Consider the following 25,189-nt stretch of genomic DNA (forward strand, 5'->3'; position numbering starts at 1 on the left):
CCTGCAAACCCAGCAGGGGCGGGGGCTGGCGGGGTGTTGGAAAAATCCATCCATGATTATCTAAGAATAATCCACTAGGCGCGGTTATCAGCGCCCTTGTGGGACGCTGCTGCCCTTGCCCAATATGCCCGGCCAGAGGCCGGATAGCTGGTCTATTCGCTGCGCTAGGCTACACACCGCCCCACCGCTGCGCGGCAGGGGGAAAGGCGGGCAAAGCCCGCTAAACCCCACACCAAACCCCGCAGAAATACGCTGGAGCGCTTTTAGCCGCTTTAGCGGCCTTTCCCCCTACCCGAAGGGTGGGGGCGCGTGTGCAGCCCCGCAGGGCCTGTCTCGGTCGATCATTCAGCCCGGCTCATCCTTCTGGCGTGGCGGCAGACCGAACAAGGCGCGGTCGTGGTCGCGTTCAAGGTACGCATCCATTGCCGCCATGAGCCGATCCTCCGGCCACTCGCTGCTGTTCACCTTGGCCAAAATCATGGCCCCCACCAGCACCTTGCGCCTTGTTTCGTTCTTGCGCTCTTGCTGCTGTTCCCTTGCCCCTTATTGATAAAATATGTCGAAGCCGGCTGGTTGGGGCGCAAAAGTGGCCGCGGCTTTTACGACTATAGCGGTGAAACACCAGTCCCCACACGTTGAGTTTTCTTGAAAAGCGAGAAGGCATAAAGCGCTATCAAAAATTAAACGCGACAAAATAACGGCTTTGAACGTCAGAAATCTCGCAACTCGTAATGCAAAAGAGACCCTTGCCCCCCCCTGGAAAAGAGTTAAAGCCGCTCTTTTCCGGTTTCCGGACAAAATTCTTCAATGACCCGTTCATGAAAAACAAAAAGACTCGTCTAAAAAGCCTTTACCAACGGGTTTTTCAATCCTGCATTTTTTTGAAAGCAAAAAGATATTCCACTTCGGGAAACTAATGACCGGAAAAGCTGATGACTTTTGAAAGTTAGCTTAACCGCAAAAAACAAAACATGGTCACTTTTAAAACCGGCTAGCGACAAAACATAGGTCACTGAACTCAAGCGTTTTCAAGTCATAAAGTTTGGCAAGATACGTCGAATCGAGTGCTGTAAATTGGCATCCAAACCGCTTTTTTCAAAGGTCAAAGGCTCGCTATAAAAGACTTAGTTACGCAATTTTTCAGGAATAATGCGATCGGGTGGACGATGGTGATCGATAAAAGCTCTGATATTGATGATGACTTTTTCCCCCATATCAATCCGGCTTTCCACCGTCGCCGATGCCATGTGCGGCAGAAGCACCACCTTGCCTTGCCGCGCCAATTTGGCAAGCGACGGACTGAAATTCGGTTCTTTTTCGAAGACATCAAGACCTGCGCCGGCAAGTTTGCCATTTTCTATCTGTCGGGCAAGGGCATTTTCATCAATAATTTCACCACGAGCCGTGTTAACGACGTAGGCTGTTTCCTGCATCAAAGCGAGACGTTCGGCTGAAAGGAGATGATAGGTCTTCTCGGTAAGCGGGCAATTGATTGAAAGAATATCAATCGTCTTCAACATATCATCAAGATCGGCCCAATAGGTCGCTTCAAGCTGTTCTTCAATTTTTTCGCTGACGCGGGCGCGATTATGATAATGAATTGAAAGACCAAATGCTTTGGCGCGGCGCGCAACCGCTGTACCGATACGCCCGAGACCGATAATGCCGAGTTTCTTTCCATAGATGCGCCGCCCCAACATCCAGTCCGGCGACCAACCCGGCCAGATACCGCTTTCATTCAATACATTGGCACCCTCGACAAGGCGACGCGGCACTGCCAGTATCAGTGCCATTGCCATATCGGCAGTATCTTCTGTTTGAACATTCGGGGTGTTGGTCACAAGGATACTACGACCGGTTGCCGCGTTAATGTCGATATTATCGGTACCATTGCCGAAATTGGCAATCATCCTGAGATTATCTCCCGCCTGATCGATAAGGTCCTTGTCGATGGTATCGGAAATCGTCGGCACCAGAACATCTGCACGTTTTACCGCATCGACAAGTTCCTGTCGTGACATCGGCCGATCTTGCTTGACAACCTCGGTATTGAAAAGCTCGCACATGCGTCTTTCAACCTGTTCCGGAAGCTTGCGTGTCAAAATGACCAACGGTAATTTTTTCCCCTGCATAGAAAACCTCGAAATATTTCCAATATTTTTCGCGATTATTGAGACCTCTTTAACCAGCACTATGGCATAGGATCATCAGGCTGTCATGAGTCTGGTCTGCTTATAGCAGAAAAGATACCAAAGAACACAAGAGAAGAGAGGCACACACAGTGGACAGTTTCAGCAAATTCCGTTTTTCGAACCTCGGAAGAATGTTTTGTTCAGCAAGCATTTGTTCGATTCTGACGGGTTTGTCCTTGTTATTTTCCCCCGTTTCCGCCCTTGCAGAAGAAGCGGCTCAGGAAGCTTCCCAGAATGTGGGGCCTAGCGGTTTGCCATTGCCGCGTTTTGTTTCTATCAAACCGGCGCGGGTCAATGTACGCGTTGGTCCCGGACGTAATTATACGGTTGTGTTCTCTTATCAAAAACAAGGATTACCTGTGGAAATTACACAGGAATATGACCAATGGCGCAAAATTCGCGACTCGGATGGCGATGAAGGTTGGGTTTACCAGTCCCTTTTATCAGGCCATCGCACAGCAATGATAACGCCTTGGCAAAAAGACAAATCCAAGCTTGCCCCCATGCGTCAGGAACCGAGCGAAAATGCACCGCTTGCTGCCGAACTCGAGCCCGGCGTTATCGCCTCAATTCATAAATGTGACGGTAAATGGTGCGAACTCGATGTCAACCATACACGCGGCTATGTAGCCCAAGATCAACTTTGGGGTGCCTATCCCGGCGAGACCGTCAAGAACTGATGCCCCGCCACTTAATTAACAACTTTCAAATTGCGTCCGCCAGAATCATCCGGTTTTGATGCCCATCCACAGTGATATTGTTTCAGAATATCGGTTTAACTCTCACAATTTTTTAAAAAAATCATACCGGCTTTTTGGGATGTGGCTTTTTAAACATATGCACATCTTATCCAAAAACAAACCGTTTCACACTTTTTGGGATGTGGCTTTTTAAGTGCACGCACATCTTATCCAAAAACCGTTTCACACTTTTTGGGATGTCGCTTTTAAGTGCACGCACATCTTATCCAAAAACCGTTTCACACTTTTTGGGATGTCGCTTTTAAGTGCACGCACATCTTTTTCCCAAAAACCGTTTCACACTTTTCGGGATGTGGCTTTTTAAGTGCACGCACATCTTATCCAAAAACCGTTTCACACTTTTTGGGATGTGCGTGTCTCACCCCTCAACTCACTTTCACGACCAGATCATCCAGCCCGTCAATATGGCCAACCAATTCGTCACCTTTTTGCACCGGCCCCACGCCTGCCGGCGTTCCCGTCATGATAATATCTCCCGCCTGCAACACAAATAATTGCGACAAATAGGCAATCATTTCAGGAATTTTCCAGATCATCTCGTTCAAATTGCCCGATTGGCGACCTTTTCCGTTTACCGAAAGGATAATCGAACCTTCGTTCATGTCTTTGGTTTCAGATTTTTCAATCAAATGAGAACAGGGAGCCGAATGTTCAAAAGCTTTTGCCGTTTCCCATGAACGCCCCGCTTTTTTAAGTTCGGCCTGCAAATCACGTCGCGTCATATCAAGGCCGACAGCAAAACCGAACACACAATCCTGCGCCTCTTTCGTCGTCAGGTTTTGTCCACCTTTTTTAAGAGCAACAACAAGCTCTATTTCATGTTCAACATCATGGCTTTTCGGCGGATAAGGGAAAACACCGTCAAATACCAGATTATCCGGATTTTTCTGGAAAAAGAACGGCGCTTCCTTTGACGGGTCATGCCCCATTTCTATTGCATGATTTGCATAATTGCGACCAACGCAATAAATCCTGTGAACCGGAAAAACTTTACTGCTCCCTTTGATCGGGATACCGACAATTGCAGGTGGCGTAAATATGAAATCACTCATTTCTTTATCCTCTCGTTTAAAAGAAATTTTCGAGGCCGGAAAAGCCGGATAACGGCTTCTATAGAAAATTGAATTTTACAAAGTTTTTAACCGTTTTTCCGAATACAAATTTTTGCAACCTTCAAATTTATAGCTATTTTTCCCGATGAGATGAAGCCGATATTTATTTAACTTCGGTCACGATCAGCCGGACAGCAAAGGCTGTGAAAATTCCGGCCATTAAAAAATCAAGTATTCTTACAAAATGCGGGTTTTCTTTTATGGCTCTGGCAAATTTATCGGCAGCCAAAACCATTGAAACCGTGAAGGGAAGGGATATCGGAATGAAAGAAGCTCCGAGAAAAAATATCTTTTCAGGCGCATGCGGATCAAGCGCGTCAACAAATTGCGGTAAAAAGGTCAAATTGAAGAGAAGAACTTTCGGATTTAGAAGATTGATCGCAAGACCGGTAAGGTAATTCCGTTTTACACTGAGTTTTTTCTGCTTTTTCCCGTCGACAAAAAAATTCGACCGGTTCAAAAGCGCTTGTAGTGCAAGCCACAAGAGATAGACCGAGCCCGCCACTTTGAGGATAAAAAACGCTGTTGGAGAGGCTATTATCAATGCTGAAAGGCCGACAGAGACCGCAAAAACCTGAATGATAATACCAGTTGCACAACCGGCAATGCAGGCAAGACCGGCCGCTTTTCCCTGCGATATGGCGCGGCCGACAAAAAGCGCCATATCGGGCCCCGGGATGAGTGTCAAAATGATTGCTGCACCGGCAAATTCCAAAAACACATGGGCGTCTGGCAAGAAAGACATGATCATGATCTCTCGTTAATCATCTTTGTCTTATTGTTTTATCAAACCATTTCAATCTGTTTTTATAAGTTTTATGTAAGAAAAAATTTTTGATTGCTTGCATGGTTGCTATCTCCTGATAAAACAGCTCATATCAATTCAATCGGGTCAATCAATTGGGGCCATTAATTATCGGACAGAAAAAATGGAAAAGTGGAAAGACGTTAAAAAAGTTGTACTGGCCTATTCAGGCGGCCTTGATACTTCAATCATATTGAAATGGCTGCAAACCGAACTCGGTGCGGAAGTCATCACCTTCACAGCCGATCTGGGGCAGGGCGAAGAGCTTGAGCCGGCACGCCGCAAAGCCGAAATGCTCGGTGCCAAACAGATTTTTATGGAAGACCTGCGCGAAGAATTTGTCCGCGATTTCGTATTTCCGATGTTTCGCGCCAATGCAGTTTATGAAGGTGTCTACCTTCTTGGAACATCAATTGCCCGCCCGCTCATTTCAAAACATCTGATTGAAATTGCCAAAAAAACCGGTGCCGATGCGATTGCTCATGGTGCGACAGGCAAAGGCAATGATCAGGTTCGTTTCGAACTTTCAGCTTATGCTTTGAACCCCGATATCAAGATCATTGCGCCATGGCGTGACTGGAATTTCAAAAGCCGTACAGAACTTCTGGATTTTGCCCAGAAACATCAGATTCCTGTGACCAAAGATAAACAGGGCGAAGCACCGTTTTCGGTCGACGCAAATTTGCTACACTCTTCTTCAGAGGGCAAAGTATTGGAAGACCCGTCACTTCCGGCTCCCGAATATGTGCATTTGCGCACTGTCTCTCCTGAAAATGCACCCGATAAACCCACAATTATCACCATCGGCTTCAAGAATGGCGACGCCGTTTCAATCAATGGCAAACAAATGTCGCCGGCAACTTTGCTGACCGAACTCAATAAATATGGTCACGACAACGGAATCGGTCGTGTCGATCTGGTTGAAAACCGCTTTGTCGGCATGAAGTCACGCGGCGTCTATGAAACGCCGGGCGGTACAATCCTCCTTGCAGCCCACCGCGCTATTGAATCCATCACGCTTGATCGCGGTGCAGCGCATCTGAAGGACGAGTTGATGCCGCGTTATGCCGAGTTGATTTACAACGGTTTCTGGTTCTCTCCCGAACGCAAAATGTTGCAGGCAGCAATCGATCTGTCGCAAGAAAATGTTGAAGGGGAAGTCAAGCTGAAACTCTATAAGGGCAATGTCATTATTGAAGGTCGCAAGAGTGACAAATCGCTCTATTCAAGTTCGCTTGTGACATTTGAAGATGACCACGGCGCCTATAACCAGAAAGATGCCGCCGGCTTCATCAAATTGAATGCTTTGCGTCTTCGCACTCTTGCTGCGCGGGACCGCAAATAAGCATTTTTACTTGGATTTTACCAAAGCTCCGGAATGAATTTTCCGGAGCTTTTTATTGTCTTTTGTCATCTCCTAATCTACCCCAAATCTGGCACGTTAAGTCGTTAAAAGATTTCTACAAAACAACAAAAATTGCCGATGCCGATAATCAAGCGCTTTTCGGCCCATGCGCCAAGGTGAAGAACCCCGAATACCTGTTGAAGGATTGTTTTTTTCCTTATGCTGGCCTAAATCTACAAGAGAACTAAATTGGAAAGGCTTCTCGGATGACACAAAATCTTGGTAGCGTTGATCGCATTATCCGTATCATCATCGGTATTGTTCTACTTTCTCTTATTTTCTTTCTTGATAGTGGCGCGCGCTGGTTTGGCTTGATCGGACTTATACCACTTCTCACCGCAATTATCGGTTTTTGCCCGCTTTACAAGATATTCGGCCTATCAAGCTGCCCATTGAAACACTGAGATTTCTTTAAATAAGCAAGATTGAACCGGAAACTTCTCACCCTCAACGGGTCTCATGTTCCAAAAGAGCGGGCATTTGGTCAAGGCTCGGATAAGTAATCAACATCATTCCGGCAATAAAGCTTAACGCGAAAATAAGTGTTGCAACGATGATACCTGTTGCACCATTCATGAATGCCGGCGTGCCAAGCGGGTTCCGGCTGATCTTTTTTTCTTCTCTGTCTTCCGGATTATCATCAAGCGTGACAATGAATAAACCGAGATTGAGAAGCGGCATAACCAGAAGCCAGGCAGCGCCTTTTTTCCCGAATCCGTCACGCGCGCGGGACACAGAAAGATACATCGTAAGATAGCCGAACAGGAAAGGCGCCACGGCTGCGAATAAAGCCATAAATACCGGTGGCAATGCACCGTTCAATCTGAACAATACCAAATTGATTGCATAACTTAACAAAACATAGCCCAAGAAAGCACATGCAAACATGAAAAGATAAGGAATACGATAAAGCGTTTTGGGGCTGATATTGGTAAAATAGGCAAGCACAGCACCAAACAGGAAAGCAAGCACGAGTCCTTGCAAAGAAAGAACAAATCCTTGAATAGAAAAAACGTAGCTCAACATTTCTATCACTTCTTTCTTCTGTGATACTTTGTGGAATAATCAAACTCTGCCGGATTTACGTGGCTTTCAAATTCCTGTTCAATTGAAGAAGCGCCTTGCTTCTTGAAAAACCGGAATGCGAGAAAGGCATATCCGCACTATTCCACGCAATTTTCCCACATAAAAAATTTGCCTGAACAAAGAGGTTGTAACCATAAAACTTTTTATGGTTACAAAACATAATCGTCTTACGCTTTAAAAATCAATAAATGCTTTTGCGTTGCTCTTGATATTAATGACGATCGACCGAAACGCCATTTTTATCAATTGTCATTTCGACGCCGGATGGTTTTTGCTGTTGTTTCTGTTGGTAAGTTTTATAACCCAAGCCCGCAACAACAACGATAAGCACGCCGATAATAAGAAAAAGGAAATTCCGATTCATAAAATTGCTCCCTACTCAAAGTAATAGGGAGCAATATGGAGCAATAATTTCCATTTCAAGTGCAGCATCATTCGGTTTTCAATTCAGAATAACCTGAATAACACTTTCATTGAAGCTTCTTTTAATGTGCTTCATCCCAATTTTTAGCTGCCCGTGCATCAACTTTAAGAGGCACAGATAAGGATAGAGCTGGCATAGTCGCATTCTCCATCACATTTTTTACAAGAGCAGTGGTTTTTTCAACTTCGTTTTCAGGCAATTCGAAAATCAGTTCATCATGAACCTGCAATAACATTTTAGCCGACAAGCCGGCTTCCTTCAGCGCGTCATCCATTTTTATCATCGCACGACGGATAATATCGGCGGCGGCCCCCTGAATTGGTGCGTTGATTGCCGCTCTCTCGTTGAAAGCCCGCACTTGTGCGCTTTTGGAATTGATATCCGGATAATGTGCACGCCGTCCGAAAATTGTCTCTACAAAACCATGCTCGTGCGCAAACGCTTTGGTCTTTTCCATATAATCTTTAATGCCCGGAAAACGTTCGAAATAGGTGCGGATATATTGGGCTGCTTCCTCGCGAGGAATCGATAATTGGTTGGCAAGTCCGAAAGCGGAAATGCCATAAATAATGCCGAAATTGATCGCTTTGGCACGGCGACGAACTTCCGGTGGCATACCCTCGATCGGTACCCCGAACATTTCCGATGCTGTCATTGCATGAATATCAAGACCATCTGCAAATGCTTTTTTCAAAGCTTTGATATCGGCGACATGGGCAAGAACACGCAGCTCAATCTGACTGTAATCAGCAGACAGTAGCAAATTTCCGGGACCGGCTATAAAAGCCGCACGGATTTTTCTTCCCTCCGGTGTGCGAACCGGAATATTCTGCAAATTCGGGTCTGACGAGGCAAGTCGCCCGGTTGACGTTGCAGCCATTGAATAATTCGTATGAACGCGCCCCGTATTAGGTAAAATATAATTCGGAAGTGCATCGGTATAAGTCGATTTCAATTTTGTGAGCTGGCGCCAATCAACAATCTTGCGGGGTAATTCATGCCCCTCTGCTGCCAGATCTTCAAGAACCTGAGCCGATGTTGACCATTGGCCGGTTTTGGTTTTCGAGCCTCCGGGCAAACCCATTTTGCCGAATAAAATTTCTCCCAGTTGCTTGGGCGACCCGATATTGAATTTTTCTCCGGCAAGTTGATAGATTTCATCTTCCAAAGCGGCTGCCGATTGGGCAAGCTCACCGGATAATCGTGACAATAATTGCCGGTCAACCAGAACGCCGCGTTCTTCCATGCGGGCAAGAACGGTCACCAAAGGCCGCTCCAGACGCTCATAAACGCGGGTAACACCGCGGGCGACAATTTGTGGTTTTAAAACCCGCCAAAGTCGCAACGTAACATCCGCATCCTCGGCTGCATATTGGGTTGCCCGTTTCAAATCGACGGCAGCAAAACCGGTTGCCGTTTTTCCACTTCCGGCAACCTCTTTGAATGTAATCGGCTTGTGTCCCAACCAGCGCTCGGAAAGTGCGTCCATTCCATGGGTCAATGTTCCTGCATCCAGAACATAGGAAAGCAACATCGTATCGTCGAATGACCGTATTGTGATATGATACTGTCGCATCACCAGCCAATCATATTTCATATTTTGCGCAATTTTTAAAATTGCGGGATTTTCCAATACCTGTTTCAATAAAGCGACCGCTTTTTGTGTATCAATTTGTCCCTTAAGGCGGCCGCCACCCAGTAAATCATTGCCACCATCGACATGATTAAGTGGCACGTAGGCCGCTTCACCGGGATTAAGACCAATAGAAAAGCCGACAAGTTCCGCTTGCATCGGGTCAAGCGAGGTCGTTTCGGTATCGAATGCAAAGAACCCTTGCCCCTTTGCCCGGTCGAGCCATTGTTTCAGTTCGGCTTCGTCCGTTATCGTGTGATAAGCGGTCGTATCTATTTTTTCTGTGAGTGCTTCTTTTTTACGTTTTTCTGCCAGAAGCTGCGGGGTGTTTTCCGCTTGTGAATCATCAGAATCACTTTCTTGTTCTTGTCGAGCATTACCACCAACTTCCGGCGCTCCGCCAACATCGGAACCTTCCTCAAGATCCGGTCCATGGGCACTTTTGCCCCATTCGACATCAAGCTCCACCGGCTCGATCAAAGCCGCATCACAATTGGTCGCTTCTGCAACACGACGCGTCAAAGAATTGAATTCCATTGCCTTTAAAAAGCCGATAAGGCGCGGTCCATCAGTTGGTTCCAACAGGAGACCGTCAAGACCGATTTCAAGCGGAACATCGGTTTTTAATGTTACAAGCTGACGCGCCAATCTCGCCTGATCGGCAAACTCGATAATATTTTCACGACGTTTTTTTTGTTTGATATCGCCGGCATGAGCCAACAGCGTATCGAGATCACCGAATTCTCCAAGGAGCTGTGCTGCCGTTTTCGGGCCAATACCCGGCACACCGGGGACATTATCGGTGGAATCACCAGTAAGCGATTGCAAATCAATCATCTTTTCAGGTGGAACGCCCCATTTTTCAATAACTTCCGCAATGCCGATCGGGCGGTCTTTCATACCATCATACATCCCGACCTGTTGATTGACGAGTTGCATGAGATCCTTGTCGGAAGAAATAATTGTCGTTTTCGCACCGCTTCGGGTGGCCGCAGAAGCATAGGTTGCAATAATATCATCTGCCTCATAACCCTCTTTTTCAATGCATGGCAGATTGAAAGCGCGGGTAGCCTGCCTGATAAGGCTGAATTGGGGAATAAGATCATCAGGTGGGGTAGGGCGGTTTGCTTTATATTCGGGATATATCTTTTTACGAAATGTTTCCGACGAATAATCAAAAATCACAGCAAAATGCGTGGGCACGACGCCAACTGCAGTATCACGCGCATCGCACAACAATTTCCAGAGCATATTGCAAAAACCGGCCAGTGCGCCAACCGGTAAACCGTCTTTTTTTCGTGTTAATGGCGGCAAAGCGTGATAGGCGCGAAAAATATAACTTGAACCGTCAACGAGAAAAAGGTGATCATTTTTTTGCATCGTCAATCCTGACATCGAATTTTGAAAACATTATATAAGTTAAAAAGCACATTGAACACGAAAAGCCCATCAGCAAACAATAGAAAATGTGGTGCGAGCAAAATTTATCGTTAGGCTCTTATAGGTTCTTTTCACGCATTTGTTACAAAATGTTAATATAGTTGCCCTTGAAAAGCCATTTTTAAATTCTTTTATATGACCTATCGACACTGCGTCGATATGTCCGGTGTTCCGGCTTTGTCCCCCGCCGTTTACCGGATACAACAGTCTACTTTCCCTCTCCGGACTGTTGAGTGAGTGCAGTAAAAAAGGCCGTTGTGGTTTCCCCCTCTCCACAACGGTCTATTTTTATAAAATGACTTCCCGAAGATAAATTCCGAAGACATTGATCAAATCGACTTGCAATGAAGCGCAATTCTACGAGGGGATGCATTTAAAAATCATCATCCGAGTTTGAATGTCGAGTTTAAAGTCGAAATCTACTTTTTCCTAGATTTTTAAACACGATATCTCTCAATCATGACCCCCAAATAGTCCTAATGTCGGGTATATTCTTCATTGAAGATTTTACGAAAACCAACCCGTTTGGCTACAGGATGTTTCAGTTTATCCCATCGTCCAATTTTTCCTGTCGGTTCAATTTTTGATGTGGCTCCACATGGCTTTTTCGCCAATTTTTGCAAGCAAAGCATCATGGGCCGCTTTATCTTCTTCGCTCAAACGGCTTGGCAATGGTTCAGGGCGAGCTTTGAGAACGATTTTCTTCTGATCCTCGTTTTCATTGGATTTGCTATCGGTATTAGCTCCGTCAAATCCCAGAGCACCCTGTTTGCCGCCGATAAGTTCGATATAAACATCGGCGAGAATTTCAGAGTCAAGCAAAGCTCCGTGCAGCGTCCTGCGTGAATTATCAATGCCGAAGCGTTTGCACAAAGCATCCAGAGAATTCGGGCCCATCGGAAATTTCCGACGAGCCATCGCCAATGTATCGATAATACGATCAACACTGATAAGCGGTTTATGAATACGCCCCAATTCCGCATTCAAAAAACCAAGGTCGAAGTTTGCATTGTGGGCAATCAATGTTGCGCCTTCGATAAAGGAGAGAAAATCATCGGCTATTTCTTCAAATTTCGGCTCGTCCTTGAGGCGCTCATTGGTAAGTCCGTGAACTGCTACAACCTCATCAGGGATGATTACGCCTTGCGGATTGAGATAGACGTGAAAAGTTTTATCGGTAAGATAGCGATCAACCATCTCCACACAACCGATTTCGACAATACGGTCTGTTTCTTTGTGAAGGCCTGTTGTTTCAGTATCAAAAATAATTTCTCTCATAAAAATCTGCTCTCATCTACTCTTTAACGTGCATTAATTTGCATTGGCCTTTTTTAAACGAATGGTCACTTCAAACCGGATTGTTTCATATTTTTCTAGCGTTTCGGGGAGACAATAAACAACAAATCACGTTTCCAATGACTATATTCGCTCACCTCTCCGGAAGAGTGGCAATCCAAAATAATCGACGCAAAAAACATTTTGATGATTCTTACATCTTATATCGGAAAGAAACTATGGATAATCCGGATATAACGGCGCAAAAATCCGCCGATAACCTCGTCATTTCAATTTTACAAAAACTGTCACCAAAAAATACTATTATTTTTATGGACAGGCGGTCTACTTGCCAATCAAACGGGAAATCAGATGTTTTACCTGTTGTCTGGCATCATCAAGACTCTTGCCCGTATCAATAATGAAATCCGCACGCCGACGCTTTTCTTCATCTGATATCTGGCGTGACAAAATACGGTCGAGCTTCTCATCATCCCAGCCGCTGCGGGCAAGTACACGTTGCCGCTGGATTCCCGTTGGTGCCGAAACAACCGCTATCTTGTCAACCCGTCCTTCTGGCCCTTTTTCAAATAATAAAGGAATATCGAGAACCACAAGCGGATCACCCCGATCGCGGTGCATTTTTACAAAATCTTTTTCTTTTTTGCGCACCAGCGGGTGAATAAACTTTTCCAAAAGGACAAGTTTTGCCGGATCCCTGACAATTGTTTTCGATAATTTTGAACGATCTATCCGGCCATCTGTCAAACAATCGGGGAAAATACGGCTTAAATTTTCAATAACCTCTTTATTTTCGTAAAGTTCATGGACAGCCCTATCAGCATTATAAACAGGAATGCCGGCTTCCTCGAAAAAGCCGGCTGTCGTCGTTTTTCCCATGCCGATAGAACCTGTAAGCCCGAGGATAATCATTTAATGGCCCATTTTACCCAGAATTTCTTGTCGTAATTCGTTGTCAACAACAGGTCTTATTCCAAACCACCGTTCAAACCCCGGTACAGCCTGATGAAGCAACATTCCGATTCCATCAACATAATTGAGGTTTCTAGCTTTGGCTTCCAAGAGAATCGGCGTCATCAAAGGAGTATAAACAATATCTGTCACCAGGACCGACGGCTTTGCCTGATCAAGGTGAATAAACGGTTCGCTGTCTTTCACTACAAGATTATTTGTCATTCCCAAAGATGTCGTATTGACGATTAAATCCGCCAGAGGAACGAGATCATCTATTTCGCTCCAATTGCGTGCTTTTACCTGATTGCCAAAATAACCGGCAAGCTTGTCGGCACGGGATTTCGTCCGGTTTACAAGATAAATGTTCTCAAAACCGCGTTGTTCAAGCGTATAAATAATTGCGCGCGCTGCACCTCCGGCGCCGATGACAAGCGCCGCATTTCCACCCCAACCTGGAGCAAAATCGTTAAGATTGGCTTCAAAACCATAACCATCTGTATTGCTTGCACAAAGTGTGTTATTCTCGAACCATAATGTATTGGCGGCTCCTATCCTTGTTGCAGCGTGATCTTTTTTTTCAGAAAGGCGAAAGGCTTCTTCCTTATGAGGAAGGGTAACATTGCCGCCGCAAAAACCTTTTTTTTGCAGCGAACTGATAAATGTTTCAAAATTTTCCGGCTTTACCTCGACTGCATCATAAGTTCCGGCCAACTTATATTTTTTGAGCCAAAAGCGATGAATTTGCGGTGAAAGCGAATGTCCAACCGGATAGCCGGTTACAAAAGCATGGGGTATTTCTGTTGTTATGTTTTTCATCTTATTGAATGATGATTCCTATCTCACGTAATTTTTTGATTAATAATAAAAGGGGCATACCGATAATGGTGAAATAATCACCATCTATTTTATCAAATAGCTGGATACCCAAGCCTTCGATCTGATAGGCACCGACACTTGATTGAACATCTTCTCCTGCTTTATCGATATAATAATCGATAAATTCGGGCGATAATGACCGGACTGTCATTTTTGCAGTTGAAAGCCCGACCCAATCGGCTTTACCAGCTTTTGCCAAAGCGATGCCGCTATGAAGATAATGTGTTTTACCTGATAAAGAGAAAAGACGGTCACGCACTCCTTCAAGATTTGCTACTTTATGAAGTGCATTTCCCTCAAGCTCCAGTGTTTGATCGCATCCGATAACAAACGCATCCGGAAACCGGCTGGAAACATCTTCAGCCTTTTTCATTGCCAGTTTTTTAGCAAGTTCCTGAGGCGTGATTTTACCTAAAGTTTTTTCGAGCTCGCGCTCATCTATTTTTGCTCCTTCAACATCGAATTCGAGACCGGCATTTTCCAAAATCGATTTTCTGAATGGGCTTAAAGATGCGAGAATAAGCGGTTTATGAGACATAGTTTTTCTTTTTATGAAGTTCAGATTTGATGATCGCGCAGGTAAAGTTCGAGAATCGCAGTTGCTGTTTCTTCAATAGAACGGCGTGTAACATCAATAACCGGCCAATTGTTGCGCTGAAAAATCTGTTTTGCATTATTGAGTTCCTGCGCGATGCTTGCCCTGTCAATATAGCTTTCGATTGTGAGACCCCCGCCAATATTGCGACTTTGCCGCACCTGACTTATCCTGTCAGCAGAAGCAATAAGACCGACAATCAATGGCTTTTTTAATAGGAAAAGCTCACTTGGCGGTAAAACACCCGGAACCAATGGAACATTGGCTGTTTTGATACCACGATTGGCAAGATAAATACTTGTCGGCGTTTTTGATGTTCTCGAAACCCCGACGAGAATCACATCGGCATCTTGTAGCCCATCGGGTAGTTGGCCGTCATCATGTTCCATTGTGTAATCCAGTGCCTCGATGCGTTTGAAATAATTTGCATTAAGCTCGTGCTGGGCACTGGCGCGCCGGTTTGCCGGCAATCGCAAAAATGAATGGAACGCTTTGAAAACCGGGTCAAGAACAGAAACTGAAGGAACATCCATTTTTTCACATGCCGAATGCAGTAGATGCGCCATTTTTTCGTCGACAATTGTGTAAAGCACAATTCCAGGTTCCCGATTGATCTGGCCGATCACTTCCTGCAACTGGGCTTCGTTGCGAATAAGTGGATAGACATGTTCGATAGCGTTAGCTTCGACATATTGAGAGGCGACTGCGCGCCCTGCCGAGAGGAGAGTCTCTCCGGTCGCATCAGAAATCATATATAAATGAAAGTCCAATTTTTGTTTTGCCACAGGATTCACAGGCCCTTGTTGATAGATGTGCAAAGAAACAAGCATTTTGTGCACACCAAAAAAATCAGAGGATAAGTCTATAATGTTATACACAAGCCAATGCGTTGTGGGAAATTCAAATTCAGACTTATGAATTATGGGGAAAACTCTTATTCTTTTAAATTGAACGGGTCTTTGACAATCCATCATAAAAACCGCGAATCCATTTGATTCTATAAATCATTTTTTATCTTTTAAGATGAATAGACGGGCGTTGGAAAACGCCATTTCCTGATTTTAAAAAATATCGCCAAATCTGTGGATAAAATAAGGTTAATAAATAATTAACAGAAAACACAGACTCTAAGAATCAGAATCTCGATTCAAAATAATTTCTTTCTTGAAACCTCCCTTTGGAAAAGCCAACATAAGCCATGACAAAAAAAGTTCTTGAAGTTCTAAGTGGTAAAACACTTTCTCCACCACCAATCTGGTTGATGAGACAAGCCGGAAGGTTTTTACCGGAATATCGCGAAGTCAGGGAAAAAGCAGGAAGCTTTCTTGATCTTTGCTATAATCCTCGCCTTGCTTTTGAAGTCACAATGCAACCGGTCAGACGATTCGGCTTTGATGCAGCAATTCTGTTTTCGGATATACTCGTTGTTCCCCATGCTTTAGGCAGAGATCTACGTTTTGAAGAAAAGAAGGGACCGATTCTTGATCCACTATCGGTCAATGAAATTGAAAATTTAAATGTCGAAAGGGCTCAGGAAAGACTAGCCCCAAGTTTTGAAACTTTATCTCTTCTCAAAACCGCTTTACCTCGTGACACAACGCTTATCGGTTTTTGCGGAGCTCCATGGACTGTTGCAACCTATATGATTGCCGGACACGGCACTTCAGATCAGGCTCCTGCCAGACTGTTCGGATTTAGCCACCCCGAAGCTATGAAATCACTTCTCGAAATTCTTGCCGATGTTTCGGCAGATTATCTTATCAATCAGGTAAAATCGGGGGCTGAAGTTCTACAGATTTTTGATTCCTGGGCAGGTGTTCTGGATGAAGAAAGTTTTGATAGCTATGTCATTTATCCAATAAACCGGATAGTTCAGCGTATCAGAAAAGTTTTTCCGGAAGTTCCTATAATAGGTTTTCCGAAAGGTGCCGGTGCCCTTTATGGAAATTTTGTCAGAAAAACCGGTGTTACAGCTCTTGGACTTGATTGGTCTGTTCCTCTTTCCTTTGCTAAAAAATTGCAACAAATAACACCGGTTCAGGGAAATCTTGATCCATTGCGACTGGTTTCGGGTGGTGTCGCGCTCGAAAAAGGAATAGAGACTATTCTGGAGAATCTGGGGCAGGGCCCGTTGGTTTTTAATCTGGGGCATGGAATAACACCACAGACACCTATCAAAAACGTCGAAAGACTGGTCAAACTGGTGAGGAATTTTAACAAATGACGAATTCTAAAACGCACATGACAACAGGGACAATCTGGCTTCGCGCCATCATTTCAATATTGATTGTTGTGGTTGTTTTATGGGCATTGTTTCACGTGAATCCGGAACAATATCCGAATGCAACGTTGTGGATCAAATCTTTCCATGTGATTGCCATCATCTGCTGGATGGCGGGAATGTTCTATTTACCGCGCCTGTTTGTCTACCATTGTCGGGCCGAAACCGGTTCAAAGCAATCAGAGACTTTCAAAATTATGGAAAGACGGTTGTTGCGCGCAATTATCAATCCTGCGATGATCGCCTCATGGATAACCGGGCTTTGGTTGGCATGGGAAGTTTATGCGTTACAGGGTGGTTGGCTACATCTGAAACTTCTCGTTGTTGTTATACTTTCTGGCTATCACGGGCTGTTATCACGCGGGGTTCGCCATTTTGCCGAGGATAGAAATAATATTTCGGAAAAGACCTGGCGTATTTTAAACGAGGTACCAACGGTGCTGATGATCATCGCTGTAATTGATGTCATTGTAAAACCGTTCTGAATGAAAATGGCTTGATTTCTTAATATAAGGGGGGTAGATGGAATTTACCCTCCTTTCTTATTTTCCAAAGTTTCTGAACAAGGCGCTTTTTCGAGGAAAATAATTTTTCTATAAATATAAGAGTTTATATTGGATGCAGAATATTCAACAGATGAAACTACAAGAGCTGAAAAGTAAAACTCCGGTTGAACTTGTCGCTTTTGCCGAAACGCTTGAGGTAGAAAACGCTTCATTAATGCGCAAACAGGAACTGATGTTCGCAATTTTGAAGAAACTTGCCCTTCAGGATGTTGAAATTATCGGTGAAGGTGTTCTGGAAGTTTTGCTCGACGGTTTCGGGTTTTTACGTTCGGCCGATGCCAATTATCTTCCGGGGCCAGATGATATTTATTTGTCACCATCCCAAATCCGGCGGTTTTCATTAAAAACCGGCGATACTGTGGAGGGACCGATACGCAGCCCTAAAGAAGGCGAGCGTTATTTTGCTCTGTTAAAAATCAATACAATCAATTTTGAAGATCCGGAAAAAATCCGTCACAAAATTCATTTTGATAATTTGACACCTCTCTATCCGAACGAGAGGTTGAAAATGGAGTTAAGTGACCCAACAAATAAAGATATGTCGGCAAGGGTCATTGATCTTATCTCACCTTTGGGTAAGGGGCAGCGTGCACTGATTGTTGCACCGCCAAGAACCGGTAAAACAGTTCTCCTACAGAACATTGCCCATTCAATTACGGCCAATCATCCGGAATGTTTCCTGATTGTGTTGCTTATTGACGAACGGCCGGAAGAAGTGACCGATATGCAACGTTCGGTCAAAGGTGAAGTTGTTTCTTCAACATTCGACGAGCCGGCATCACGCCACGTTCAGGTTGCTGAAATGGTCATTGAAAAGGCAAAGCGCCTTGTCGAACAGGGCCGCGACGTGGTCATTCTTCTTGATTCGATCACCCGTCTTGGTCGCGCTTATAATACGGTTGTTCCTTCATCGGGAAAGGTATTGACCGGCGGCGTTGACGCAAACGCGTTGCAACGACCCAAGCGCTTTTTCGGTGCGGCTCGTAATATTGAAGAAGGCGGATCGCTCACAATTATTGCCACGGCTTTGATTGACACAGGAAGTCGTATGGACGAAGTCATTTTCGAAGAATTCAAGGGCACGGGTAACTCTGAAATCGTGCTTGACCGTAAAGTGGCTGATAAGCGAATTTTCCCGGCAATGGATATTTTGAAATCCGGAACGCGCAAGGAAGATCTATTGGTTTCTCGTCAGGATTTGCAAAAAATATTTGTTTTGCGTCGTATTTTGGCTCCAATGGGCACAACCGATGCAATCGAATTTTTGATTGACAAATTGAAGCAGACAAAAACCAATGCAGAATTTTTCGATTCGATGAACACCTAATTGGGGAATACCTAATTTGGAAACACCTGATCGGGAAGGTTACACCTCAGATAATATTGGGGATAATGTCTGACGGGTGTTTTAAAAAAATTGATGTAACAGTTTTTCCGTCCGGAAATTTTTTCGGGCGGTTTTTTATTTTTGATCACGCCAAACAACAGCTTGAGACGAAGTTGAACAGAGTTGTGCAAAAAATGGATGGTCTCATCTATTTCAAATGTCTTATAGAACGTTTGTCGAATTGTAGAACTTTTGTCCGTTCAACATGAAGCGGGTGGGATTGGAAGACCTATTCCACAACGAGGTTACGAATATGGATACTATTTTTGCTTTATCAAGCGGAAAACTTCCCTCTGGAGTTGCGGTCATCCGCGTTTCGGGAGATATGACTCAAACGATCGTCAAGACATTGCTCGGTCGACTTCCAACACCTCGCCTTATGACATATGGAAAACTGGTATCCCAAGACGGTGACTTTCTCGATAGCGCTCTAACAGTGTTTTTTCCTTCGCCGCATAGTTTTACCGGTGAAGATTGTGCGGAATTTCATCTTCACGGGGGTAAGGCCGTCGTTGAACGGTTTTTGAACGAGCTTGCGAAGTTCGATACATGTCGTTTGGCAGAACCGGGTGAATTTTCGAGGCGCGCGTTTTTTAATGGTAAGCTCGATTTAACGGAAGCTGAGGGATTGGCTGATCTCATTGAAGCAGAAACCGAAAGCCAGAGGCGACTAGCCATCATGGGGGCAAGCGGTAAACTAGCGACACTTTATCGGCAATGGCGAAGCAATCTTATCAAAGCTCGTGCCATGATAGAGGCAGAGCTGGATTTTTCCGATGAGGAAGACGTTCCGGGTTCTGTGAGTGATATTGTTTGGAATAATTTACGAGCTTTAAGCCGGTCAATCTCGGATTTTATTGAAAAGAGTGAACGTGTCGCATCCATGCGCGACGGTATAAAAATTGTCATCGCTGGTGCTCCGAATTCTGGAAAATCTAGCATTATCAATAAGTTAGTAGGTTTTAATATAGCAATTGTCACTGACGAAGCAGGCACAACACGCGATGCTTTGGAGACGCGTATTGTGATTGATGGCTATCCGGTTTTGATAACCGATACGGCCGGAATGCGAGAAACGGATAACAAAGTTGAAAAACTTGGTATTGAAGTCGCTTATGATCGAGTGAAGGATGCGGATCTCGTTTTGCTTGTTGATGACTTGGAACATCCGCTTCCGATAGAGCTTCCCGGAACCGATGCAGAAATTTGGCATATCGGGAATAAAGTTGATTTGGCAAAAGGGTCATTAGAAAAATGGCCAATCCAGTTTTCGACAAAAACCGGTGAAGGATTTGATTCTTTTGTAAAAGCGATTGCTTCTTTCTGCTCGAGTTTTTCATATGACGTAGGAGAAGTCGTCACTGCTCGCAAAAGGCAATTGATGCTTTTAAAAACGGCGATCTCCGAAATTGATCACGCCATTCGATATGAAGAACGCGATTTTTCATTGAGAGCCGAACATTTGCGGCTCGCTGCAGATTCGCTTGGTAGAATTACCGGTGATATTGATGTGGAAGACATTTTGGACGTTATTTTTTCGCAGTTTTGTATAGGAAAATAGGTTGTCTTGTACGGTCGATGACTATTTCCGAAAAATTGATTCACGTGAAACAGTAAAGTGATGATTCACGTGAAACAGAGGTTGAATTATATGTTCAATCTTCGAAAATAATGATTCACGTGAAACATTCTATGTGTTAGACAGATTGTTAAATTGATGTACCATCCAAGAAGGTACAGTTCTTTGTTTCACGTGAAACGTTATAATTTTAACGGTGTTAATATAAAATTGGCTGATAAATTCGATGTAATTGTTGTCGGGGGCGGACACGCCGGATGTGAAGCTGCTGGTGCGGCTGCACGTACCGGTGCAAAAACCGCGCTGGTCACCTACCATTTTGCTTCAATCGGGACGATGTCATGTAATCCGGCAATTGGTGGTCTTGGAAAAGGTCATCTTGTGAGAGAAATTGATGCACTTGACGGACTGATGGGAAGGGCGGCAGACGAAGCCGGAATACAGTTCCGGCTGCTTAACAGGAGAAAAGGACCGGCAGTAAGGGGGCCACGCACACAGGCAGATCGGAAACTCTATAAACAAGCCATGCAGTCGTTAATTTCGGAGCAGACCAATCTTACGGTTATAGAAGATGAAGTCATTGATCTTATTGTAAAAAATGACGCAATTTCAGGCGTTGTCTGTAAAACCCATGGACAAATTGAAGCCGGTGCCGTTGTCTTGACAACGGGTACATTTTTGCGTGGACTTATTCATATAGGTGAAAAAACATGGCCAGCCGGAAGAATGGGCGAAGAACCCAGTAATCTTCTTGGAGAACATCTAGGACAATATGGTATCCACTTGGGACGGTTAAAAACCGGTACTCCTTCACGCTTAAGTAAAAAAACGATTGATTGGGACAATCTTCCAAAGCAGAGTGCTGACGAGGATCCTGTACCGTTTTCTTTTTTGACAGAAACAATTCGTCAACCGCAAATAGATTGTGCTGTTACAAGAACCAACCACAAAACCCACCAAATTATAAAAGATAATATTCATCGTTCGGCAATGTATTCGGGTGCGATCAAAGGCATAGGACCGCGATATTGTCCCTCAATCGAAGATAAAATTGTAAAATTCGGCGAGCGTGACGGACACCAGATATTTCTGGAACCGGAAGGATTGGATGATGATACGGTCTATCCGAACGGTATATCAACATCTCTGCCGGAAGAGGTTCAACTCGATTTTATCAAGACCATTGAAGGGTTGGAACACGCCAAGGTTTTGCAACCGGGTTATGCAATCGAATATGATTTTGTCGACCCACGCCAACTTTATGCAACATTGGAATTAAAAGCGATTCCAGGTCTTTTTCTGGCCGGTCAGATCAATGGAACAACCGGTTACGAAGAAGCGGGTGCACAAGGTTTGCTTGCCGGACTGAACGCTGCAAACAAAGCTTCAGGTAAGGAACAGGTTACAATCAGCCGGTCAACCGCCTATATCGGGGTTATGGTGGATGATCTGATTACACGTGGCGTCAGTGAACCTTACCGTATGTTCACCTCTCGTGCCGAATTCCGTTTGTCTTTAAGAGCAGATAATGCCGATGAAAGATTGACACCTTTGGGATTAAAATGGGGAATTGTCGGCTCGTTACGTCAACAGGCTTTTCAACATAAACAGGATTTGTTGAAAACAGCCCGTGACCTTTGTCAATCAATAACAATCACACCAAATGAGGCCACTGAAAAAGGATTGCAAATAAAACACGACGGAATTCGCCGGAATGTTTATGATTTGCTTTCTTATCCGGAAATGTCACTTTCTCGTTTGAGTGAAATTTGGCCATCACTTAACGAGATTGATAAAAAAACAGCTAAAACACTCGAGATTGAGGCTCAATATGCGGTTTATCTTGAGAGACAAGCTCAAGACATTGCTAATCTTCAGCGTGATGAACAACTTCGTATTCCAGCAGAACTCGACATTGATGTGATTTCCGGCCTTTCCAATGAACTGAAAGGAAAAATCCGTGCCCGTGCTCCCCGATCAATAGCCGAAGCACAAAAAATCGATGGCATGACACCAGCAGCTCTGTCTCTTATTATTACCCATATTCAACGTTTACACCGCGAAAATCGGAGAAGCGCCTGATGACCGAATGGGCAGAAGAAAAATATCAATCAATACTGCAAATTGTACCTTCGGTTTCACGTGAAACAGCAGGAGCTTTGATGGCTTTTGAAGAAGCAGTTAAAAAGTGGCAATCCCATATCAATTTAATCGCAAATGCTACTTTGCCCGAACTCTGGACACGGCATATTCTTGATAGTGCACAACTCGCAGAATTCAAACCACAAGCAAAAAACTGGTGTGATATTGGTTCGGGTGGCGGTTTTCCCGGAATTGTTATCGCAATTCTTTTGAAAGAACAAAGCGGTTTTCACATCGACCTTGTCGAAAGCAATAACAAAAAAGCCGCTTTTTTAAGAAGTGTGAGCGCCGAGTTCAATTTGCCTACAACAGTTCATACCTGCCGCATTGAAACAAGTTACATACACATTAACAAACCGGAAATTATCACGTCACGCGCCTTGGCATCGCTTGAAAAGCTTTTTGAACTGACACAACCCTGGTTCGAGCAAGGCGCAACCGCGCTATTCCAGAAGGGCCGTGATTATAAGAAAGAAATAGCCGAAGCAGAGAAAAACTGGAAATTCGATTTTGAAGTTCATCAAAGCAAGATTGATAAGCAGTCAGTTATTCTCGAAATTAGCAAGATCGATTCACATAAGGGGTGAGAGAAATGAGCGACACACGTATTATCGCCATTGCAAATCAGAAAGGCGGGGTTGGCAAAACAACAACAGCTATCAATCTTGCTACTGCGCTTGCGGCAATTGGCGAAACCGTATTGGTGATGGATATTGACCCGCAGGGTAACGCCAGCACCGGACTGGGAATAGATCGTAACAAACGCCCGCTATCGTCTTATGATGTTATCGTTTCGGGTGCATCGGTCAATGACGCCGCATTAGAAACAGAAGTGCCAAACCTTTATGTTGTGCCTTCGACACTCGATCTTCTCGGAATCGAGATGGAAATTGCACCGGCAAATGACCGTATTCAGCGGTTACAAAAGGCCTTGCGAAAAAACCCTATGGTGACCGAGAAATTTTCATATATTCTGATTGATTGTCCCCCTTCCCTCAATCTTTTGACACTTAATGCAATGGGCGCAGCCGATTCCGTTCTTGTGCCTCTACAATGCGAATTTTTGGCACTTGAAGGCTTGAGCCAATTGTTGGAAACGGTAAAACAGGTTCGTGGCTCACTTAATCCTGCACTGGAAATACAGGGTATTGTGCTTACCATGTATGATGGCCGCAATAATCTTTCCAATCAGGTTGTGGAGGATGTACGGTCCTTTATGGGGGACAAAGTCTATCAAACTGTTATACCGCGCAATGTTCGTGTGTCGGAGGCGCCCTCCTTCGGTAAACCGGCTTTGCTTTATGATCTGAAATGTGCAGGCAGTCAGGCCTATTTGCAACTTGCTTCCGAAGTCATTCAACGCGAACGCCAGTTGCGCGCCGCTTGAATTTTTTAACCTATTGAATAATCAAGGAAATAAATATGAGTGACGATCAATCGAAAAAACGGCTTGGACGTGGGCTCGCGGCTCTTATCGGCGATGTTGATCTTGGTATTGATAAACCTGTCACTACCCGGAAGACATCGTCGGAACGTCAGGTTCCAATCGAATTTATTTCCCGTAATCCGCAAAATCCGCGGCGCCACTTTACCGAGACCGAGCTTGATGACCTTGCCCAATCCATCCGTGAACATGGCGTGGTTCAGCCGGTTGTCGTACGTCCCTCACCCGACCACCCGAATCGGTTTGAATTGATCGCCGGTGAACGTCGCTGGCGTGCTGCCCAGCGGGCAAACCTCAATGAAATACCGGTTATTATTCGTGACGTCGATGACCGCACGGCTTTGGAACTTGCCATTATTGAAAATGTTCAAAGAACCGATCTTAATCCACTGGAAGAAGGCATGGGCTATCAGCAACTGATCGATGAACATGATTATACCCAAGCCGATCTTGCACAGGTAATTGGCAAGAGTCGCAGCCATGTTGCTAACACATTGAGATTATTGAAACTTCCGGCCAAAGTGCAACAATTCATCAATGATGGACAATTGTCGGCCGGCCACGCCCGCTGTCTGATAACAGTCGACGACCCTCTGGCTCTAGCAGAAAAAATTATCCGTGACGGCCTATCCGTTCGTCAGGCTGAAGCTTTGGCAAACGGGCAATCAAATGGAAAAACAAAAAAACGCACACCGACCGAAAAGGATGCCGATACCAAGTCGCTGGAAAAACTACTTGCCGATGTCATAGGCATGAAAGTTGCCATCAAACACGGCAAAAAAGGCGGGGATGTTAAAATTCATTATTCTTCGCTGGAACAGCTCGACGATATTTGCAGGCGTTTACAGAACTAGAAGCGCTTGCCGTCAATCTCGCACCCCGATTGATCGGGAGACACGATCCTCGACGTTATCCGGCTTTCAAAAAGAGAGTAGCCGCATCTATTTTCGTGTTTTGCGATGTCTTTTCCTTTTCAGAGACCCGGCAAAACCGGTCTTACCGGTGTGAAAACTCTTTGTAAGTTTGCTTATAAAAATGACACGCTGTTTATCCGGATTTTAGTAAAATAATGAAGTGGCGATAACATAGAACGCAAATCGAAAAATATTTAAGTAAAATCGTATAACTATCTCGCATCATATTATATAAAAACACATCTACAGAATGTAAATATTTATATTTTTTAAAGTATTGTTAAAAATCACGTTGTC

At 44.6% G+C, this 25,189-nt stretch carries 22 protein-coding genes and 1 pseudogene; 12 read left to right on the forward strand and 11 right to left on the reverse strand.

The genetic code is table 11. From position 1 onward, the window contains the following. Nucleotides 1-456 precede the first annotated feature (456 nt). Nucleotides 457-639 (forward strand): annotated as a pseudogene (locus H3V12_RS08680) (3-hydroxyacyl-CoA dehydrogenase family protein); the annotation flags it as partial. A 485-nt stretch (nt 640-1,124) separates the two neighbouring features. Here H3V12_RS08680 and H3V12_RS08685 read toward each other — a convergent pair. Continuing rightward, complete coding sequence (locus H3V12_RS08685) at nt 1,125-2,132, reverse strand: D-glycerate dehydrogenase (RefSeq protein WP_198214365.1); 1,008 nt, start codon at nt 2,130-2,132, stop codon at nt 1,125-1,127. 236 nt (nt 2,133-2,368) lie between these two features. On the opposite strand from H3V12_RS08685, the gene H3V12_RS08690 reads away from it, so the two are divergent. Beyond that, nucleotides 2,369-2,872, forward strand: coding sequence for an SH3 domain-containing protein (locus tag H3V12_RS08690; protein WP_246787541.1), 504 nt, complete (start codon nt 2,369-2,371; stop codon nt 2,870-2,872). A 446-nt stretch (nt 2,873-3,318) separates the two neighbouring features. Here H3V12_RS08690 and H3V12_RS08695 read toward each other — a convergent pair whose 3' ends face one another. Together H3V12_RS08695 and H3V12_RS08700 are read right to left on the reverse strand one after the other, a co-directional pair. Beyond that, nucleotides 3,319-4,005: a fumarylacetoacetate hydrolase family protein gene (locus H3V12_RS08695; RefSeq protein ID WP_198214367.1), complete on the reverse strand. Its 687-nt coding sequence runs from the start codon at nt 4,003-4,005 to the stop codon at nt 3,319-3,321. A 163-nt stretch (nt 4,006-4,168) separates the two neighbouring features. Continuing rightward, the gene (locus H3V12_RS08700) at nt 4,169-4,810 is read right to left on the reverse strand and encodes a LysE family translocator (RefSeq protein WP_198214368.1); all 642 of its coding nucleotides are present in this window, start codon (nt 4,808-4,810) and stop codon (nt 4,169-4,171) included. 184 nt (nt 4,811-4,994) lie between these two features. Between H3V12_RS08700 and H3V12_RS08705 the strand changes: the two genes are divergently transcribed. After that, complete coding sequence (locus H3V12_RS08705; RefSeq protein ID WP_198214369.1) at nt 4,995-6,215, forward strand: argininosuccinate synthase; 1,221 nt, start codon at nt 4,995-4,997, stop codon at nt 6,213-6,215. A 266-nt stretch (nt 6,216-6,481) separates the two neighbouring features. Beyond that, nucleotides 6,482-6,679, forward strand: coding sequence for a DUF2892 domain-containing protein (locus H3V12_RS08710; RefSeq protein WP_077969633.1), 198 nt, complete (start codon nt 6,482-6,484; stop codon nt 6,677-6,679). Nucleotides 6,680-6,722: 43 nt separating this feature from the next. Here the strand turns inward: H3V12_RS08710 and H3V12_RS08715 are convergent, their stop codons facing one another. The 8 genes from H3V12_RS08715 to H3V12_RS08750 all read right to left on the reverse strand — a co-directional run bounded on the left by H3V12_RS08715 (nt 6,723) and on the right by H3V12_RS08750 (nt 15,364). After that, nucleotides 6,723-7,301 (reverse strand): hypothetical protein, encoded by a 579-nt coding sequence (locus tag H3V12_RS08715; RefSeq protein ID WP_198214370.1) that lies wholly within the window; start codon nt 7,299-7,301, stop codon nt 6,723-6,725. 271 nt (nt 7,302-7,572) lie between these two features. Further along, complete coding sequence (locus tag H3V12_RS08720) at nt 7,573-7,725, reverse strand: hypothetical protein (protein WP_178391763.1); 153 nt, start codon at nt 7,723-7,725, stop codon at nt 7,573-7,575. 121 nt (nt 7,726-7,846) lie between these two features. Continuing rightward, the gene (gene polA, locus H3V12_RS08725) at nt 7,847-10,798 is read right to left on the reverse strand and encodes a DNA polymerase I (RefSeq protein ID WP_198214371.1); all 2,952 of its coding nucleotides are present in this window, start codon (nt 10,796-10,798) and stop codon (nt 7,847-7,849) included. 636 nt (nt 10,799-11,434) lie between these two features. Next, nucleotides 11,435-12,136, reverse strand: coding sequence for a DNA polymerase III subunit epsilon (dnaQ, locus tag H3V12_RS08730; RefSeq protein WP_075869500.1), 702 nt, complete (start codon nt 12,134-12,136; stop codon nt 11,435-11,437). A gap of 342 nt (nt 12,137-12,478) precedes the next feature. Further along, on the reverse strand, nt 12,479-13,066 hold the full coding sequence (gene coaE / locus H3V12_RS08735; RefSeq protein WP_198214372.1) for a dephospho-CoA kinase: 588 nt from the start codon (nt 13,064-13,066) through the stop codon (nt 12,479-12,481). Beyond that, complete coding sequence (locus tag H3V12_RS08740) at nt 13,067-13,924, reverse strand: shikimate dehydrogenase (RefSeq protein ID WP_198214373.1); 858 nt, start codon at nt 13,922-13,924, stop codon at nt 13,067-13,069. Nucleotide 13,925: 1 nt separating this feature from the next. Beyond that, a complete protein-coding gene (locus H3V12_RS08745; RefSeq protein ID WP_198214374.1) occupies nt 13,926-14,522 on the reverse strand; it encodes a Maf family nucleotide pyrophosphatase in 597 nt (198 codons plus the stop codon). Nucleotides 14,523-14,542: 20 nt separating this feature from the next. Next, the gene (locus H3V12_RS08750) at nt 14,543-15,364 is read right to left on the reverse strand and encodes a pyruvate, water dikinase regulatory protein (protein WP_198214375.1); all 822 of its coding nucleotides are present in this window, start codon (nt 15,362-15,364) and stop codon (nt 14,543-14,545) included. A gap of 413 nt (nt 15,365-15,777) precedes the next feature. Here H3V12_RS08750 and hemE point away from each other — a divergent pair, with 413 nt between their 5' ends. The 8 genes from hemE (at nt 15,778) to H3V12_RS08790 (ending at nt 24,832) form a co-directional block, all read left to right on the forward strand. Then, nucleotides 15,778-16,803 (forward strand): uroporphyrinogen decarboxylase, encoded by a 1,026-nt coding sequence (gene hemE, locus H3V12_RS08755; protein WP_198214376.1) that lies wholly within the window; start codon nt 15,778-15,780, stop codon nt 16,801-16,803. Beyond that, nucleotides 16,800-17,345, forward strand: a complete 546-nt coding sequence (gene hemJ / locus H3V12_RS08760) for a protoporphyrinogen oxidase HemJ (protein ID WP_198214377.1) — start codon at nt 16,800-16,802, stop codon at nt 17,343-17,345. Before hemE ends, hemJ begins: the two co-directional genes overlap by 4 nt. Before the next feature lie 142 nt (nt 17,346-17,487). Continuing rightward, complete coding sequence (gene rho / locus H3V12_RS08765) at nt 17,488-18,753, forward strand: transcription termination factor Rho (protein ID WP_075869915.1); 1,266 nt, start codon at nt 17,488-17,490, stop codon at nt 18,751-18,753. 313 nt (nt 18,754-19,066) lie between these two features. Continuing rightward, nucleotides 19,067-20,374: a tRNA uridine-5-carboxymethylaminomethyl(34) synthesis GTPase MnmE gene (gene mnmE / locus H3V12_RS08770; RefSeq protein ID WP_198214378.1), complete on the forward strand. Its 1,308-nt coding sequence runs from the start codon at nt 19,067-19,069 to the stop codon at nt 20,372-20,374. A 228-nt stretch (nt 20,375-20,602) separates the two neighbouring features. Beyond that, nucleotides 20,603-22,474 carry a tRNA uridine-5-carboxymethylaminomethyl(34) synthesis enzyme MnmG gene (gene mnmG, locus H3V12_RS08775; protein ID WP_246787543.1) on the forward strand — a complete coding sequence of 624 codons (1,872 nt, stop codon included), beginning with the start codon at nt 20,603-20,605 and terminating at the stop codon, nt 22,472-22,474. Then, complete coding sequence (rsmG, locus tag H3V12_RS08780; RefSeq protein WP_198214380.1) at nt 22,474-23,121, forward strand: 16S rRNA (guanine(527)-N(7))-methyltransferase RsmG; 648 nt, start codon at nt 22,474-22,476, stop codon at nt 23,119-23,121. Before mnmG ends, rsmG begins: the two co-directional genes overlap by 1 nt. A gap of 5 nt (nt 23,122-23,126) precedes the next feature. Further along, the gene (locus H3V12_RS08785) at nt 23,127-23,921 is read left to right on the forward strand and encodes a ParA family protein (RefSeq protein WP_075869492.1); all 795 of its coding nucleotides are present in this window, start codon (nt 23,127-23,129) and stop codon (nt 23,919-23,921) included. A gap of 35 nt (nt 23,922-23,956) precedes the next feature. Then, on the forward strand, nt 23,957-24,832 hold the full coding sequence (locus H3V12_RS08790) for a ParB/RepB/Spo0J family partition protein (RefSeq protein ID WP_198214381.1): 876 nt from the start codon (nt 23,957-23,959) through the stop codon (nt 24,830-24,832). The last annotated feature ends 357 nt before the right edge of the window (nt 24,833-25,189 follow it).

It is taken from the genome of Bartonella sp. W8167, assembly GCF_016100335.1.
GTDB classification, from domain to species: Bacteria; Pseudomonadota; Alphaproteobacteria; order Rhizobiales; family Rhizobiaceae; genus Bartonella; species Bartonella apis.